This window comes from Microcoleus sp. B7-D4 (assembly GCF_036705125.1).
Taxonomy (GTDB): domain Bacteria; phylum Cyanobacteriota; class Cyanobacteriia; order Cyanobacteriales; family Microcoleaceae; genus Microcoleus.
In genome coordinates this window covers 76089-93533 of the sequence record NZ_JAUBTT010000010.1, presented here as the reverse complement: position 1 = coordinate 93533, position 17445 = coordinate 76089, and the positions used below count along the sequence as shown (strand labels likewise).

General features: G+C 47.5%; 12 protein-coding genes and 1 pseudogene. 4 read left to right on the top strand and 9 right to left on the bottom strand.

Features of this window, described 5'->3' with window-relative positions; genetic code table 11:
* Positions 1-10 precede the first annotated feature (10 nt).
* The 6 genes from QUB12_RS06175 to QUB12_RS37505 form a co-directional block, all read right to left on the bottom strand.
* Positions 11-5197 (bottom strand): PAS domain S-box protein, encoded by a 5187-nt coding sequence (locus QUB12_RS06175; protein ID WP_333305996.1) that lies wholly within the window; start codon positions 5195-5197, stop codon positions 11-13.
* A gap of 50 nt (positions 5198-5247) precedes the next feature.
* Positions 5248-6564: a transposase gene (locus QUB12_RS06170; RefSeq protein WP_333140724.1), complete on the bottom strand. Its 1317-nt coding sequence runs from the start codon at positions 6562-6564 to the stop codon at positions 5248-5250.
* Positions 6565-6995: 431 nt separating this feature from the next.
* Positions 6996-8492, bottom strand: a complete 1497-nt coding sequence (locus QUB12_RS06165; RefSeq protein ID WP_333140722.1) for a mannitol dehydrogenase family protein — start codon at positions 8490-8492, stop codon at positions 6996-6998.
* Positions 8493-8838: 346 nt separating this feature from the next.
* Positions 8839-9582: an HAD family phosphatase gene (locus QUB12_RS06160; RefSeq protein ID WP_333305994.1), complete on the bottom strand. Its 744-nt coding sequence runs from the start codon at positions 9580-9582 to the stop codon at positions 8839-8841.
* Complete coding sequence (locus QUB12_RS06155; RefSeq protein WP_333305992.1) at positions 9563-11068, bottom strand: mannitol dehydrogenase family protein; 1506 nt, start codon at positions 11066-11068, stop codon at positions 9563-9565. Before QUB12_RS06155 ends, QUB12_RS06160 begins: the two co-directional genes overlap by 20 nt.
* Before the next feature lie 940 nt (positions 11069-12008).
* The gene (locus tag QUB12_RS37505; RefSeq protein WP_445252018.1) at positions 12009-12323 is read right to left on the bottom strand and encodes a Uma2 family endonuclease; all 315 of its coding nucleotides are present in this window, start codon (positions 12321-12323) and stop codon (positions 12009-12011) included.
* A gap of 18 nt (positions 12324-12341) precedes the next feature.
* Here QUB12_RS37505 and QUB12_RS06150 point away from each other — a divergent pair, with 18 nt between their 5' ends.
* The 4 genes and pseudogenes from QUB12_RS06150 (at position 12342) to QUB12_RS06140 (ending at position 14868) form a co-directional block, all read left to right on the top strand.
* A complete protein-coding gene (locus tag QUB12_RS06150) occupies positions 12342-12596 on the top strand; it encodes a hypothetical protein (protein ID WP_333140716.1) in 255 nt (84 codons plus the stop codon).
* A gap of 569 nt (positions 12597-13165) precedes the next feature.
* A pseudogene (locus QUB12_RS37500) lies at positions 13166-14047 on the top strand (reverse transcriptase domain-containing protein); the annotation flags it as partial.
* Positions 14048-14053: 6 nt separating this feature from the next.
* Positions 14054-14698 (top strand): group II intron maturase-specific domain-containing protein, encoded by a 645-nt coding sequence (locus tag QUB12_RS37495; RefSeq protein WP_445300657.1) that lies wholly within the window; start codon positions 14054-14056, stop codon positions 14696-14698.
* Between the two features lie 29 nt (positions 14699-14727).
* The gene (locus QUB12_RS06140) at positions 14728-14868 is read left to right on the top strand and encodes a hypothetical protein (RefSeq protein ID WP_333140712.1); all 141 of its coding nucleotides are present in this window, start codon (positions 14728-14730) and stop codon (positions 14866-14868) included.
* A gap of 100 nt (positions 14869-14968) precedes the next feature.
* Here QUB12_RS06140 and QUB12_RS06135 read toward each other — a convergent pair whose 3' ends face one another.
* From QUB12_RS06135 to ygfZ, 3 genes are all read right to left on the bottom strand, one after another.
* The gene (locus QUB12_RS06135; RefSeq protein ID WP_333140710.1) at positions 14969-15730 is read right to left on the bottom strand and encodes a DUF72 domain-containing protein; all 762 of its coding nucleotides are present in this window, start codon (positions 15728-15730) and stop codon (positions 14969-14971) included.
* Positions 15731-15805: 75 nt separating this feature from the next.
* Positions 15806-16183: a hypothetical protein gene (locus tag QUB12_RS06130; protein ID WP_333140709.1), complete on the bottom strand. Its 378-nt coding sequence runs from the start codon at positions 16181-16183 to the stop codon at positions 15806-15808.
* A gap of 173 nt (positions 16184-16356) precedes the next feature.
* Complete coding sequence (gene ygfZ / locus QUB12_RS06125) at positions 16357-17406, bottom strand: CAF17-like 4Fe-4S cluster assembly/insertion protein YgfZ (protein ID WP_333306015.1); 1050 nt, start codon at positions 17404-17406, stop codon at positions 16357-16359.
* Positions 17407-17445: the final 39 nt, after the last annotated feature.

Here is a 17445-nt window from a genome sequence, read left to right as displayed (position 1 = left end):
TGCAACTTATTTAATTCTCATTCCTTAGCAAACGGGCGATCGCTTTTACCAATTCATCAGGTTCAACAGGCTTGGAGATATGCATCTGAAATCCGGCAGCTAAGGCTTGCTGCTGATTGATTTCTCCAGCATAGGCAGTAAGTGCGATCGCAGGAATCGTGCCTCCCTGTTCAGGAGACCACTTTCTAATGTGCCGAATCAGGGCATAACCATCCATCTCTGGCATCCCAATGTCACATAACAGCAGATCGGGGACAGATTGATTCAGGAGAGTCAACGCCTGTGCAGCCGAAGCGGCTGTGGCAACTTGTGCGCCAGATTGCATCAGGGTGAAGGCTGCCAACTCTCGCATATCTGCATCGTCGTCCACAACCAAGACATGAACACCTGCTAAGTCTGCCGCACTTTCTGGGTGCCTGTCATCAGAAGAGGATTCCGGTTCTACGAGGTTTAACGGTAGCCGGATGGTAAATGTAGCCCCTAAGTTCTGTCCTAAGCTGTCTGCTTGAACGGTTCCTCCATGCAGTTCGGTAAAATGACGGACGATCGCCAGCCCCAATCCCAATCCGCCAAATTGTCGAGTCGTTGTGCCATCTTCTTGACGGAAGTAGTCAAACACATGGGGTAAGAAGTCTCGACTGATGCCTTTTCCCGTATCTTTGACTTGAATCTGAGCATACGTGCCAACTTGCTCTAGTTGCACCTCGATTCGTCCTCCGGCTGGGGTGAACTTCACGGCATTGGAAAGGAGGTTCCAGACTACCTGTTGGAGGCGATTCGTATCACCTGAAACCGTTCCTGAAATAGGATTAAACGTGGTCTGGATTTGAATGTGTTTGGCTTCGGCTGCTAGTCGTACCGTTTCCAGGCCGGCTTCAATCGTTGCTGCTAGATTCACACTCGCGACGTTTAACGTCATTTTTCCTTGCAGAATGCGCGAGACATCCAACAAGTCCTCAATTAATTGCGCTTGCAGCTTGGCGTTGCGTTCGATCGTTTCTAGGGCTTGCTGGGTTTTTGTGGCATCGAGTCGCCCAGTTCGTAGCAATTTTGCCCAGCCCAGAATCGGATTCAGGGGCGATCGCAACTCGTGGGACAATACGGCTAAAAATTCGTCTTTAATCCGGTTAGCGGCTTCTGCTTTTGCGCGATCGCGTTGAGCTAACCGATATAACTGAGCATTGTCGATCGCCAAGGAAGCACGACGCGCCAATTCCTCTGCCAGTTGCAAATCTGCTGAGGTATACCGTCGTCCAGATTCGGCTGAGATAAAGGAAATGACCCCTAGAATTCGTGCCTGAGTTCGTAGCGGCACCGTCATTACGGATCTGAATCCAACCTGCAGCAGAATCTCTAAATGCTCTGAATCACGCGCTGCCTGTACCAATAGTTCATCGGGAATCTCCGGCACCAAATCAGATTCCCCAGTTCGCAAGGTGTATGCAGCACCGCGAGGGTCATCCGGGTTCAGCGGATACTTTTCTCTAATCTGATATGCCCATTCGAGTTTGGCAGGGTTGATGTGAGCAACCGCAATCTGCTCGATCGCACCATCCTCGTCTATGATGTGAATCGTACACCAGTCCGCTAATTCCGGCACTGTAAGCTGCGCGACTTGCTCTAGAGTAGTTTGATAATCGAGTGAGGATGCCAGCACCGCACTTGCCTCAGAGAGAAAGCGTTGGGCAAGCTCTAACTGCACCCGTTCCGTCACATCTACCACATACACGAGAATGCCTTCAACCTGACCATTTGAGTTAACAGTTGGAAGATAGTAAACGTTGTAGTAACCGGGACGGCGATCTCCGCGTCCCGGAACATTCACTGCAAAGTTGGGTGAAATGAAAGGATTCCCTGTGGCGTAAATCTGATGGAAGACTTCAACTAATTTTGGATCGGACTGACCAAAAATATCTGGAATTGAATAGCCTAAGTGTTGCTCGCGGGTTAATCCATTAATTTCTGCTAAGGCTTCGTTGATGGCAATAAATCGCTGCTCGGAATCTAACAGAGCAAGTCCAATGGGTGATGTTTCAAAGATGGTTTCCAGTTGGCGCTGTGCGGCTTCGGCTTCGGATCGTGCTTGGCGCTCGCGTTCTAACAGTTGTTCTCGTTCTTGTTCTGCATACTTGCGCTGCGTCACATCCAGCACCAGCGATAACACCGAAATCATCCGTCCCGATTCGTCCCTGAGACTGGAGTTATACCAGTCGCAATGCACAATGTTGCGAGCTTTCGTGTAATTGCGGTTGTATGAAAAAATATGGGGTTCTTCACCATAGACCAGCCGTTGGCAGACTTCAGTCACCGATTCGAGGTCTTCCTCAAAGACAAAAGGTATCTCTGTTAAAGATTTGCCCAGAATTTCTTCGGCCCTCCAGCCCAAAATCCGCTCTGCACCAGCAGACCAGCGAATGATTTGAAAGTCTCGATTCCATTCAACGACTGCCATTGGAGAGTTTTCAACATGGAAGTTAAGCTTTTGTAGGGCTTGACGCAACGCCTCTTCTGCTTGCTTGCGTTCTGTGATATCAATGACAACTCCGATCGAGTGCTTGGGATTTCCCTGAGAATCATAAGTAAACTGTCCTCTCGCTTCCACCCAGTGAATGGAGCCATCAGGCCAACGCAGGCGATGTTCATGGTGATACTCCTTCTTGTCTGCTATGGCTTGCTGAAGTTTTGCATTGGTTTGTGCTAGGTCATCAGGATGAACCCGACTTGCCCAAACCTCATAGCAGGGTTCGGACTCATTGGGTTGCAGACCGAGTACCATAAAATGTCCTTCTGACCAAAGCAAGGCATCGGTCTGCATATCCCAGTCCCACGTTCCCATGCGTCCGACCTTCAGCGCGAGTTGCAGATGAGCTTCACTTTCTCGCAATTCCTCTTCTGCCCGCTCCCGCTCCACGGCTAGCCAGGTTTTTTCAGCAATTCGCTCCATCAGCACCACATCTTCCTCCGTCCAGCGGCGAACAGAGACATGGTGCAACACCAACAATGCGACAAATTTCCCCTCTTTCACCAAGGGAACACATAGCAGAGACTTGGTTTGGATTGCATCGAAGGCAGCCGCCCCAACTCCGGCAGTCCGAGAATCGCGATCGACATCATCCACGACAATTGTTCTGCCCTGCTTTAATTCAGCAATGAGTTCAGGGCCAAACGAATCTAGGTGATGTCTACCCACCACGCTGATTACACCATTGCAATAATCGCGATCGACAATGACATATTCCTGCGTTGGATCAATTTCACCGTAGGTACAGCGAGTGACACTAAAGTGTTGCCCTGTAGCACAAACCACCTGCCACATAATTTCTTTTGGGTCTTGAATGGCACGAATCCCCTCATTCAATTCGATTAGGAATTGTTGAATTTCTTCTTTCTGCTGGAGGTTCTTGAGCAGTTGTTCAATTTGTTGCCTTGCCCGCACCTGGGCTGTCACTTCAACGTTATAAATCAACACGCCTTGAATGGTTCCCTCTGCATCCCGCCAAGGCGGACAGATGCAGTTGAAAAATCCCTCTTCCAACACACCATCACCGTTTTTATCCCAGTAAGCAGGCGATTCATTCCGAATAAATGTTTCTCCCGTCCGGTAAACGCGATCGAGCGCTTCAAAGTAAATTTGTCCCTCTAGTTCCGGGAAAACATCCCGCATTGATTTCCCGATCATGTCTGGATTGCGCCCAGTCCCTTGCAGATAGGTTGGATTGGCAAATTCATACACAATATCGGCACCTTTAACAATGGCAATCATGGCAGGCAATTGCATCAGGATGTCATGCAACCGCTGGCGTTCGGTTTCGGCTTCGAGTCTGGCAGATTGTTCTCGTTTTAAAAGGCGATCGCGCTCTGCTTCGATCTGTTTGCGTTCGGTGATGTCAACCGAAACGCCAACCATGCGAACTCCCTGTCCGGTTTCATCCAGATAAACTCGCCCCTGACTGTTGATCCAGCGCACAACTCCGTCGGGAGTAATTACCCGGTACTCCTGCACGTAGGACTGTTCGACCGCATTTGCCCCTTGAGCCGCTTGGATCACCCGTTGTCGATCGTCTGGATGAATGAGTGCAAAAAAGTCTTCTCCTGTGCCTTCGTGAAGACCCCAAACGTCTAGAGCATTTGCAGAACACGCTATTTGATTGGTCTGCAAATCCATATCCCAGACCAGCATCTGAGCCGCCGTCAGTGCCAATTGCAGGCGTTCTTGGCTCTCTCGTAATGACTGTTCAACTTGTTTGTAATCCGTCAAGTCTTGGAAGATAACAACGGCTGCAACAATCTGCCCCTGCTTATCTAAAATCGGTGCTGAGTTGGCGTTAATGAAAATGCGGCTACCATCATTTCGATCAATTTCCATCTCCTCGTTGGTAACGACATCACCTGTTTTTAGCGATCGCGCTAATGGATACTCATGAGGGGCATAGAACTGACCATCTAAGCGAAGGGCTTCAAATGGAATAATGGGTGCATATTCCTCAAGCTCAAGCGATGGTTCGTAGCCATACCCAACAATCTGCTTGGCTTGTTCGTTGGCCAGAACCAACTTACCGGATGCCGCATCAGCAATCATTACACCCGCAGGCATTTGTCGTAAAACGGCTTCAAATCGGGCGCGTTCAATTTCAAGCTCGTGCAATAACCGTTCTCGTTCTGCCTCTGCTTGCTTGCGTTCTGTAATATCGCGAAAATAAACTGCTACTCCTGCACTCCAGGGATAGGCCTTCGCCTCTATCCAACGCTGGACTGATTCCCCAAATTCTTCCCAGGAAACAGGAACCTGTTCCGTCATTGCCCGATGGAGTTCTCGATAGGGAATTGCACCAACCAGCTCAGGAAAAACCTCATTCCAAACGTGCTTTCCTAGTATATCTTCTGGTGTTTTGTGCAGGATTTGAGCCGCCGCCCCATTCACGTAGGTGTAGCGCCAGTCGCGATCGAAGGCGACAAACGCATCGGTAATGCTTTCCAGAATTGTTGCTACCTTGCCCTCAGTTTCTTGGGCAGCAATCAACTGTTCGCCTTCAAGAGTGCGGGCAAAGCGTTCAATGACTTCAGAGCGAGAAATTCCTCGCCTGTGAGCCTCTTTATCGAGCGATCGCCATGCTGTATTAGTCAGAGATATGCTCACTCGTTGTTTCATCTCCGAGTTCCAATTGCTAACAAACTTGCCTGTGGCGTCGCGCTTCATGAAGATTCATCCGTAGGCATACACGGTCTTCTCCAGTCAACTACCCAGCATCAAGCGGAGTACCGCCGGAGATGTGGGCTTGTATCTGAGCTCCACCGCAATTCTGAGAACCTTTGCAGAATCTCAGCTTTAGTTTCACGGCCCGACACATTAGGGGATGCTGACAAGATCCCCGTACTCGTCCAGTCCTGCCGGACGAGTAACGTTCTCATGGCAATATTTCTCGCACCCACCAAATCAGCATGAAGCTCATGTCCGCAACATTCACAGCGAAATAATAGTCCTTTTCTCGGTCTATTCTCTACTGATGTGTGTCCGCATTTTGGACAACTTTGCGAAGTATAATGAGCTGGGACTTTAGTAGCCAAAGAGCCGTTCAGATTAGCTTTGTAGTCAATATAGCCGTGCAGTTCGGCAAACGACCATTTAGCTTTATTTCGATTAGCTTTTCGCTGCTTCTTGCTAGCCTTTTTGCCAGACTTTGACTTCGTTCTATCCCTAACTCCGGTTAGATTTTCTAGCCCAATTATGCTGTGAGGCTTTGCAATATCCTTGCTGATTTGGTGGTTCACATCAGCGATAAACCGTCTTTCTCTTCCCGACAAAGCAATTAGTCTGCGCTTTGCCGAACGAGTGCCTTTACGCTGAAGAGTTTGTCTAGCCTTGTGATAGCGGTTGGCTTTATGTCTAGCTTCTGAGCCTGAGTAGAAATTAGACTTGTTTTGTAAGTCTGTTTCTACGGCTAAGTAGCGCATTCCCACATCAACACCAGAAACTCTGGTTATTTTCAGCGGGTCAAGTTCAGGGGTTTCTACCTCAACAGCTACCATCAAATAGTAAACTTTAGAGGAACGCTGATAGACAATCTTAGCTGCCAGGGCCTTGGAACCATTGGCAATTAAATCCAAATGCTTGTTGTAGCCGTCATAGGAAACTACTATTCTACCAGCCAGGGTGATAAGACTCACCATCTGCTCGGATTTAAACGAGTAGTCGCGCTGATAATTTAAGGTACAGGTTCGAGAGATGTATTTAGGGGGTTGATCTAGCCCTTTGTATCGTTTCTTTGTGTACCCTTTGGAAATAGCGTCGTTAGATTGTTTTACCTTAGTCCAGAGAGTTTTGTAGGTTGCCGATACTTGTCTGGGTACGTTGCAAGCCATCTGAGCGCCAAGCCCAAATCTAACTCGCAATTCGTTGTAGACAGCTTTTTGCAACTTAGCACCATTGCTGGTTTTGTTCGCATCAAAAGCAACTCGCGAAGTATGATTCAAGGCATCCCGATAGGCTAATGTAGTCTGAGACACCAAAGCTTTTTGCTCGGTATTCAGGTTTAGTTTTAACTTGGCGGTGATTATTTGAGGCATTACTTTCACAAACTCTAAGAAAATTCTATCTCGTGAAGATGGCAAAAGCAAGTGGTGTAGCAAAAATAATTTGTTCGCTCATCGACCGCCCCTCACCTTCGGCACCTAAAGCTATCGGTTTGGTTCTGGGCGGCTCTCCGGGCTCACGCAAATTCCTCCCGACGCTCACCTGAGTACAGGTAGAGCGCGGGACTCCTTTTGGTTTAGTTGAATCTGAGTTAATCACTCAGGAGAATCTGCCTTAAGATAGATGATTTGGTGAGAGGGAACATAGGAAAGAATGACCTCAATCAATATTGCGCTGTATTGGCTGCTGAATTTCCCTTTGCACTCGTAGACATAGAGGTGGGCTAGACGGGAGAATCCCACGGCTTTAACGTAGTGCAGCCGTGGCATTCTCTAATAAGTTTCCTCACGGATGCGGATAGTTCCTACGACAATCTCGCTAGCGTTCCTTGAGCACCAAACTCATGCAAACTACGCAACTTGTCAGCAACAGCCTCGACGAAACGCGGCGACTCTCCTAAATCTCCAAAAATTTCAGATAGGCCCAGTAATGGTCTGGGATCTAATTCACTCACACTGGCGCGTTGAGTGAGGATGTCTGCTAATGGGTCATCAATGGGAATAGGTTGCCCTTGTTGATCATGACTATTGATGTATCGACACCAAGCAGCGATCGTCAAACTTAGGTAATCGATCGCACCTCCAAGTTGTAATTTATCGCGGATCGAACCCAAAACAAACTTAGGAATTTTCGCCGATCCATTCAGGCAAAGGCGCGGAAGCTGATCGCGAATTTTGGGATTGGAAAACCGTTCAATTAAAGTTTTTTTATAATCGTCTAAATCGATCCCAGGAACGGGTTGGAGCGTTGGTGTCACCTCGTCCATCAGGTTAGCGACTGCTTGCTGGAACAAGGGATCAGCCATGACTTCATAAACGTAGTTATAACCTGCCAGAGAGCCGAGATAGCCAATCAGCATATGGCTGGCATTGAGCAGCCGAATTTTCATCATTTCATAGGGATGAACATCCTTAGTCATCTGTACGCCAAGGGATTCCCAATCGGGTCTGCCTGCACAAAAGGTATCTTCGATTACCCACTGGGTGAAAGGCTCCGCGACGCATGGAAACGCATCATCAATACCAAACTGTTGGGCCACCATTTTGATATCTGCTGGGGTTGTCAGCGGAGTAATGCGATCGACCATGCAGTTGGGAAACGCAACCTGTTCAGCAATCCAACTTCCTAAATCTGGATCGCGCATTTGGGCAAATGTCGTTAGCATTTTCCGCACCATGTTGCCGTTGCCCTGGATATTGTCGCAGGACAAGACTGTAAAGGGGGCCAACCCCTGTTTACGCCGCTTTTCGAGTGCGGCTGTCAAAAAACCGTATGTCCCAATTGGTTGGTCAGGATGTTGCAAATCGTGCTGCATCGTCGGGTGGTTTACATCGAAATTGCCACTTCCTTCAATGTAGTAGTAGCCGCTTTCAGTGATCGTTAGAGTAACAATTCGGCATTTGGGATCTGCTAATGCTTCAATAACTGCTTGACGATTGTCTGGTGCAAATAGATATCGAGTAATTGAACCAATAATCCGAGCCCGATCGCTCTCAGGCGATTGCTCAACTAAGGTATACAAACAGTCTTGGGATTGAAGCGCATCCCGCATTCGCCTGTCATAGTCATTGTCAAGCAATCCAACCCCACAAATTCCCCAGTCACTACCAGGATTCTGATGGAAATAATCATCGAGATAGAGCGCTTGGTGCGATCGATGAAATCCACCAACCCCAATATGCACAATGCCATTGGTAATTTGAGGGCGATCGTACTTGGGTACGCGCACGTTTCCAGGTAAAAGAGACAGGGATGCTTGATTCAGCTTGATTGTTGAGTCTGTGCTGGTATTGCTGTTCATCTTAATTTATGACCTTGTGATCACGGCTTATTATCAGTATTGCAGGATGGTTGAAAAAGGTGGAGTCAATCGATTTTAGATTTTAGATTTTAGATTTTAGAGGCGACCTCACGGATAAATGCGGGGGCTTGAGGATTTTCGATTTTCGATTTTGGATTGATTCCACGGATAAATCACGTGGCGGGTACCACCTTTGAAATTCTTGTTCAATTTTGGCGGCTCTGCATGGCAAGTCGATCGCAAAACCGATCGCCGATGAAGTTGTCGCCCGAGCTATTCTTGACAAAATCTAATTTTTCACACACCAGGCTAAGGGCATCAAGCGATCGCCTGATGCCCCGTGTCCTTACACTGGGGTTGGTGATAATAGACCGATAAGATCGTGCATCTGATCGATAACTTTGTGGGCACCAGCCGACACAAGAGCATCTGCACGGCTGCTTCGTTCATCCTCGCTTATATGAGTTCCCCCTACATAACCGATAATCTGCCCAATTCCAGCGGCAACGGCAGACCTTACCCCACTGATAGAATCTTCAATTGCCACGCAATCGGAAACTTCAGCGTCCAGACACTTCACTGCATATAGGTAGATGTCAGGAAGCGGCTTGGGACGCGGAACCGGGAGAGAGTCGTGAGCGCTAAATACCTGCTGGCTTGGGAAATAGTCAGTCAGGGCAGCAGCACCAAGGCAAGCACTCAGCCGCTGTAAGCTGCTGTTACTTACAAGTGCATATTTAAATCCGTCGTCGCGCAGGGAAGACAGCACTTGGGGCGTTCCGACCGTCGCTTTTGCCTCTATAGTAAGCCGTTCGATCGCTCTCTTTTCTTCTTCAGCCACTAGCTTGTCAATATCGCGCTCATTAAGACTGGTTAATGGATCTGGGTAGAGCTTTTTGAGTATTTCCCTGTAGGGTTTTCCGGCGAAGCATTTAACAAAGTCCTCAAGCTCATAGTATTGAGCGCCAGGGAACTCACGAGCCACTTCATTTGTCAGCCTCCATGCGCTCTTAAGTGCTATGGTTTCACTGTCAACAACAGTTCCGTCATGATCGAAAAGCACCACCTTATCATGCTGAAGCTGTTTCATTTAAAAGACCTCCCTCACTGTAATTCTTAAGCGTAGTCAATAGTCCGTGGGTCTGGATATCTTGCAAAGCCCTGTGGCATTCATTATCTACGACCTCTGTGTGTTCGCAATTGTCCAATCCCAGAATCCCACTAATTACGGCGCCTTTTTGAATGGCTGTAATTGCGCTTTGGGTATCCTTGGCATAATAGGGTTGACCAGACTCGCTCGCCTCTTCTCTGACTGCAAGAAGCCACGCCGCAACAGGAAGTATAATCCGCTTCATGCTGACTTTTCGGCTATAAGCATCCTGAAGTATCGGAAATATATACTTGCCTACTTTCCTGGCTGTTTCTGAAGAGATTCTCTCAGTAGTATCGGGAAGATCCTCGTTACTGAGCCTTAGTAACACCTGTTCCATATATTGTTCGCACATCTGGCGAGGCACTGGTGTTGCTGCTGCGATATCGTCCATGAGATGCCGAGTAAACAACTGGAATTCCGGTAGGGCGATCGCCTCGTGCATATACTCTATACCTGCTCTTACAGCTAAACAGGCTATGAAGGAGTGTACTGCATTCAAGAATCTCGACTTCATATACAGAAAGGGAGTGATGTCGCTAGTCATAATCACCCCCGTATCTTCCCACTTGGGTCGATCGCCTGTGAAGTTGTCCTCCACGACAAACTGCCAAAATGGTTCGGTTACAATGGGTGCGCGATCGCGAACTTGCAACAGTCGGCTGGGGTAGTTATAGTCGGATTCTTGCTCTTGAGGCACAATCCTGTCTACAACAGAATTAGGGAACGTGGCGTTATCCCTGATGTATTCTGCAAGTTGAGGATCGATCTCTTCAGCGTAAGCTAGCACTGCTTTTCGCAGGATTTCCCCGTTTCTTGGGAGGTTGTCGCAAGAAAGTGTGGTGAACGGGGTCATTTTGCGATCGCGCCGTCGGCGTAGCGCCTCTACGATAAAGCCAATTGCAGTAGTTGGAGTGGAAGGATTTTGCAAATCGTGCGCGATGTCTTCATTCGTGGTGTCGAGATTAAAATTCTTGTCTAGATGGTAGCCTCCTTGAGTAATAGTAAGAGTCACCAGATGCACCGAGGGAAACGCCATCTTTTCAAGCACATACTCGCACTTTTCTCTACCATTAACTATTTCCCTGATAGAACCTATAACTTCCGCTTCCTCACGATTTTGAGCGCAACTAGAGTGTTTGGTCAAAGTGTAAAGGAATCTCTGCGGTTTCAACCTAGTAATGGTCTGTTGACTCTGGAGGCTAACCCCACAAATCCCCCATCTCTGCTCTTGGGAATCCTTCTGTGCAAGATAGTTATGTATAATGTAGGCAAGGTGCCCCCTAAAAAAACGACCTGGCCCGAAATGGACGATACCAGTCTTAAGCGTCCTCCTGTCGTAAAGAGACTGTTGCCTCCACAAACCAGTTACAGTACCGAAGCGAGAACTCGAAGAAACACTGGGCGGTCTGAGTAAGTTAACCATGACAGTTCTTAAAGAAGTGGATAATCAGGTAAAAAAGAGTAGGTCTGTCTGGGTATAGCCCATGACCTACAAGCAGGACAAATATCTTAAACTGGGAAAATTTTAGGTATACTCTGTGGCATCTACAAGGAAACGTTTAGCCACAGGGTAATTAGGGTCTGACAGGTAGAACAGAGAAAGCAGAAATCAGGTAAACTTAATTAATTAACTATCAAATATCAAGTAGTCATTAACCTGAAGTAAGGCACAAGACTAAGCCACATACTGCCACTTTGTTTAGCTTTGGCAAGTGCGTCGTCAGTCGAATGTCTTTTTTATAACGCGCAAATAGACTACTTTTAAATTCGGCCTTTCGATTCCCTAATAACTCTGTACTCTTTGTATATTATTTACCTTGGTCGCTGTTATCATCCGTCTTCAGGAGAATCTACAAACAATTCTTTAGAGGTACTTATAACAACTGGGTAAATAGGGTTTTACAGGTAGAACAGAGAAAGAAGAAATCAGGTAAACTTAATTAATTAACTATCAAATATCAAGTAGTCATTAACGTGAAGTAAGGCACAAGACTACACCACATACTGCCACTTTGTTTACATTGGGCAAGTGCGTCGTCAGTCGAATGTCTTTCCTATAAGGCGCAAATAGACTGCTTTTAAATTCTGCCTTTAGATTACCTAATAACTCTGTACACTTTGTATGTTATTTACCTTGGTCGCTGCTATCATCTGTCTTCAGGAGAATATACAAATAATTCTTTAGAGGGACTTATAAACACAATCAAGTGTATACTTCGTTACAAGCAGTTAAGTTAGAGTTTGGCGTTTGTGTAGCAAGCGTCCAAAAAACAACGCTTGCCTTGAAAAGTGCTGTCTGTAGCGGATGGCTGATACAGCATTGCAAGTCCGTTTCAGTCTGTCCATAAATTTTTAAAGTTTCCTCACTCACAACTGGGCGGTGCACTCCTCCTGAGCAAATCCTCCACAGACAGTTGACAATCTGGAAATGTCAAAGCTGCGATTAAATCCGACTCTGCCAATACAATCGGGCTAGCATAACACTCTGCCCCTGGCTCCCGAAACACATACAATCGACGGGCATTGATATCTAGAATCCAATACTCCCTGATTCCTGACTGAGAATAAGCAGGGGCTTTCAATTCCCTGTTAGTTAGATCGCTCCGTAGATGTTGGCCGCGCGGAAGAGTTATCTTGTTTGGACGAACGGCGGGCAGATTTGAATATTTACCGCGCACAATTGAGGCGCATCAAGAGTGAACTCGCTCTACTTTCTTGAGGTAAAAGCTGACGGCAACAGCTTCTATAAAATTGGAATTACTACTCGACTAATGGAGGAAGGGATAGCCGAAGTGCAGCGGGATGTGAGAGTACATTACTCAGAGGTTGCCATCAACTTGCTGGGAGTGTGGGAACGCCGAGGGAAGGTGCAATTGTACTTCAAACGCCCCTACAAAGCGTTTAATTATCGCATCGAGAAACTGACGGAGTATTTCGGTGCGATTCGTTGAAACGTGAATCACGGTAATCAGTCCGTACATAGCGTTTCCAGCCACAAGGCTGAACTCTCGGTCTGATAAGGGTGCAAGCCCCTTCTACCAGACTCAGGTATGACTCCCTATCTGCCCACACCGACCAAGCTCGATTCTTGGAGAATGAAGCTGGGAACAGGACGCAATCAGACATCCAATGTGGGGTGACACTGGCGTTAATGGGGAGTTCCGATGGTGAAAACAGAGCCTAGAAAAGTAACTTACTCCGGAGCGGGACACAGACCAACCACCCGACTCCACTGGAAATTATTCCCGCCGAATATCGAAATAATATCGGCAAGAGTCCAGGGAATCCAGTAGTTAAAGTGGCTCCACCTAAAGGAACAATCAATCTAACCGAGGGAACGAAGAAAAACGAGCTGAGGGTCAAGGGGAAGTCGAACTCTTTCGTAGGCTAGACGAGCAGCGGAACTCCCTTAGTTCGGGTAGGACAGACCGTAATTGGTCTGAGGTGTTCAGAAAACATAAGTTAGAGCAGAGCATGATTAGACACAACAGCAACGAAGCGTGAATCTTGGAAGACGTTACCGTGGAAGAAATTCCGCCGTAATTTATTTCGCCTACAAAAACGAGTGTTTAAAGCGATTCAGGTTGGAGACAAGCCGAAAGCGAAGTCCCTTCAAAAGCTAATTCTGAAATCTCGGGCTGCAAGAATGTTGGCGATACGTCAAGTAACTCAACTAAATGCTGGCAAAAAGACTGCGGGAATCGATGTCCAAGCCTCACTCACATTTGAGGAAAGGTTTTCCCTGAGTGAAGAACTCAGAGACAAAAATAACAACTGGAAACATCAGAAGTTACGTTCAATACCAATCCCTAAAAAGGATGGGAGTACCCGCCTCCTTAAGATACCTACTATCGCCGATAGAGCTTGGCAATGCCTCGCAAAATACGCGCTAGAGCCAGCGCACGAAGCAACTTTCCACGCTAGGAGTTATGGATTTAGAACAGGAAGGTCGGCGCATGACGCGCAAAAAATCCTATTTAATAATCTACGCTCTTGTTGCAACGGAATAGAAAAACGAGTTATCGAGCTCGATATCGAAAAATGCTTCGACAGGATAAACCACACCAGCATAATGGAACGACTCATCGCCCCAAGAGGCATCAAGACCGGAATATTCCGCTGTCTAAAAGCAGGAGTCAATCCAGGATTTCCAGAACAAGGAACCCCACAAGGGGGTGTGGTTAGTCCATTATTAGCCAATATCGCTCTCAATGGGATTGAGGAAATACATCAATCAGTCCGTTACGCGGATGACATGGTAATAATTCTGAAACCTAAAGATGATGCGGAGGCAATACTTGATAAAGTCAGCAAATTTCTGGCAGAACGAGGCATGAAGGTTAGTGAAAAGAAAACCAAGCTAACTGCTACGACAGATGGATTTGACTTCCTCGGTTGGCATTTCAAAGTGCAAAACAACGGGAAATTTAGATGCGTTCCATCAGCGGACAATTTTAAAGCGTTTCGTCAGAAGGTAAAACACATCGTTAACAACTCGAATTATGGTGCTACGGACAAGGCTGAGAAATTAGCCCCTGTAGTTAGAGGTTGGAGAAATTACCATCGCTACTGTAAGTTAGATGGGTCACGGTTTTCGCTGTGGTTCCTCAACAATAGAGCCTTCAAGGTATTTAACAAGGAATCAAAACAGAACCGCTATACTGCCAGGAAACTGGTAGAAAAGGCGTTCCCGGCGGTTCCTCACTCCGAAAACAAATTTGTCAATGTCAAAGGGGAGAAATCACCCTACGACGGAGATATAGCTTACTGGAGTGAGCGTAACAGCAAACTCTATAACGGCGAAACCTCTAAAGCTTTAAAACGGCAAAACCATAAATGTGGGAAATGTGGTCTAAAAATGCTAGGCGATGAAAAGGTACATCTGCACCATGTAGATGGAAACCATAATAACTCGAAAACTAATAACCTCTTAGCGGTTCACGAAAGCTGCCACGATTATATCCACATGAGCAAAGGCGCAAGCCAAGAACATCGGGAGCCGGATGCGGGGAAACCAGCACGTCCGGATCTAACTGAGAGGTGCGGAGGATAATACCTCCCATCGACTCAAACTGTTTCCCAATGTCAAGCGCACCCTACGGGGTTTGTTTGAAATGGAGCCAAAAGTGCGATCGTGATGTTGAGTTGGATGCGATCGGCTTGTGGTGGGTGATGTTGAGTTGGATGTGCGGGTTCGGGGTGAGTGCGATCGTCCAACAATAACCTAGACGAACGCCATCTCCGATTTCTAATTCAGCTTCAGGGAAGTGCGGAGCGTTTTGAATGCGCCCAAAAGAATGGGAACGCTCTCAATCAGAGTCTGTCAGGAAGTACCATTCTCCACAAAGGTTTTTAGCTTTGAAGCGTTCCTCACTGCATTTCCCTCTCCGTCGTTGTTGAAGTAGACGAACACGCTTCGCCCCTGGCTTTCCCACTCGTGGATGCGATCGGCCCACCAATGCAAATCATCATCCGAGTAGGAGCCGCCGTAGAGATTGTGGGAGTCGGGGCCGTGGAGGCGCACATAGACAAATGAGCCTGTTGCGCGCAGGATACACGGAAGGTGGGCGCCGCTCATCACGCAGTAAGCCGCTCCTTCGCGTTCCAGCAGCGAAAATACCTCTTCTGTGTGCCAGCTTGGATGTCGGAATTCCACAGCTACTTTGATCCAGGAGGGCACCTGTTCTAGAAAGTAAGCTAGCCGGGCCAAATCGCAGCCGAACTGGGGAGGAAGCTGGACGAGCAGAATACCCAGTCGATCGCCCAGGCATTGAAGTCCCTCACTCATGCGTTCCAACCACTTTTCTGGGGAGTAAAGACGCTTGGAGTGCGTTAGACCACGGGGCGCTTTTACGGTCATCAGAAATCCTTGGGGGAGGCGCTCTCGCCAGTTAGCGAAGGTAGTGTTTGGTGGCCAGCGGTAGTAGGTGCTATTAACTTCGACGGTTTGATAGTGCTGGATGTAGCGATCGAGCCTAGAGCGAGGCGGTAGCTGGTGGGGATAAAGCACACCTTCCCAATGGTCGTAACTCCAACCTGAAGTGCCAATATGAACAATCAAATCCGGTTTCGTTATCGCTTCCATGATTCGGCTTGAAATCGCTACTACACAAACTTTCGTCCCACCAGAGAGGGACTAAGAATTTGATATGCGATTGAATTAGTTGGCTCGATCGCTGCTACCTCGCTCTGCCGCTTTTTCTACTGCTTCCTGTCCCGGCGTAACTGCTTCGCCCACGTTATCTTTTACCGATTCTATAAATTTTTTGGTACTGGGGGCAATGGGTTGGTCGAGATTCAGCTTTTCTCGGATATTGTCAAGTACACCCGTGGCATCCTTCTCTGTATCGCTTGTTGGCTGCTGAGCGGGACGGGCAACTTCGTAAGACTTAGCTTCTGGGGTTAAAGGTGTAGCGATCGCTTGCATTTTGTCGCCCGACAATCCCAATTCTGAGCTAAAAATCAGCGCTATTCCTACAGCAAAGATGATTCCTACTCGCAGGCAAATTGTAACTAAGCGCGATGTAAACTTTTTCATTGAAAAACTCTGTTTTTTTGTGACGACTCTAATATAGATTAATTGCTGTTGTTGGTTTGCAAATCTATCTAAAGATAGGACTTTGAACCAATTTATGGTGTTAGCATTCTTCGCAAATCAACCTCAACAAAAAAGTTTTTGGCGCTGCGCCGCCAACAGGCGACCGAGCGCAACTACGAACTTAAGAAAGGTACATTTACTACTTCCCCTGACACCGATCCGACTTGCACTTTCAGTCCTTCGCCGCCCGCTTTTGTGCGGATGTAAGCAAGACCAAAAAAGCCGGATTCAGTTTCCGTAAAACTGGTGAGTTTGCCGACTTTATCCTCTCCGATTGTGACTGCTGTTCCGGGTTCAACCGCACCGCTTAACTGCACGCCCCAAAGTTGCTGTTTGACTCCTTTGTAGGTGTTCAACCGGGCAATTGTTTCTTGACCGATGTAGCAGCCTTTGTCATAGGTAATCGTGTGTAAAAGACGGGCTTCTAAGGGGTTGTAATCGTCTGTGAGTTCAAAATCGGGTGCGGGGCGTCCTTGTTCGATTCGCAGTTGTTCCCAAACTCGATCGCCCATCGGTACGGCCCCAGCTTGGACTAATTCCTTCCACAAGTTGGCTGCATCGCTTGCTGGCGCAATTAACGTGTATCCGGGAGTCGCTAAACCGCTACCAACCGCAACTCGGATGTCAATACCTGCAAAATTTATCAATTTGTGAGTAGCGTAAGGTTGATTTTCGAGTTCGGTAACTCCGATTTTTTCTAATAGTTGAGTGCTTTCCGGGCCGAGGACACTGAAAGCAACAGTTGTATCGGTTAAATCTGTTAACTCGACGCGATCCATTGGGAAAATATAGCGATCGAGCAATTCCAGCAGTTGGCGGCGGCGGTTGGCTGAAACTAGCAGCAGTACGGCATCTTCTGTAGCGTAAGCGGTGGCGAGGTCGATCGTCCGGGCGGTGGATGTGACGAAAACGGTGTCGCAACCTTGACCGGGTTTGAGTATATTAAAGTTATTGGTACTTTGATTGTGCAAGAACCGCAGGCGATCGCTGTCTGAGATTTGAATGCGTCCCCAGTGAGTGCGATCGTACAAAGCCACACCTTGTTTCGTTGCTGCGATCGCTTCTGCGTCGTTACCAAAACTGACTGGCACAATTTCTTTGGTTGTTAACTCTGCAAATGTAGCACCTGTCGCTGCTTGAATGTCGTGCAATTCTTGAATCATAAGATTTTGTTGACTGTTAATTGTTGGCTGTTGACTGTT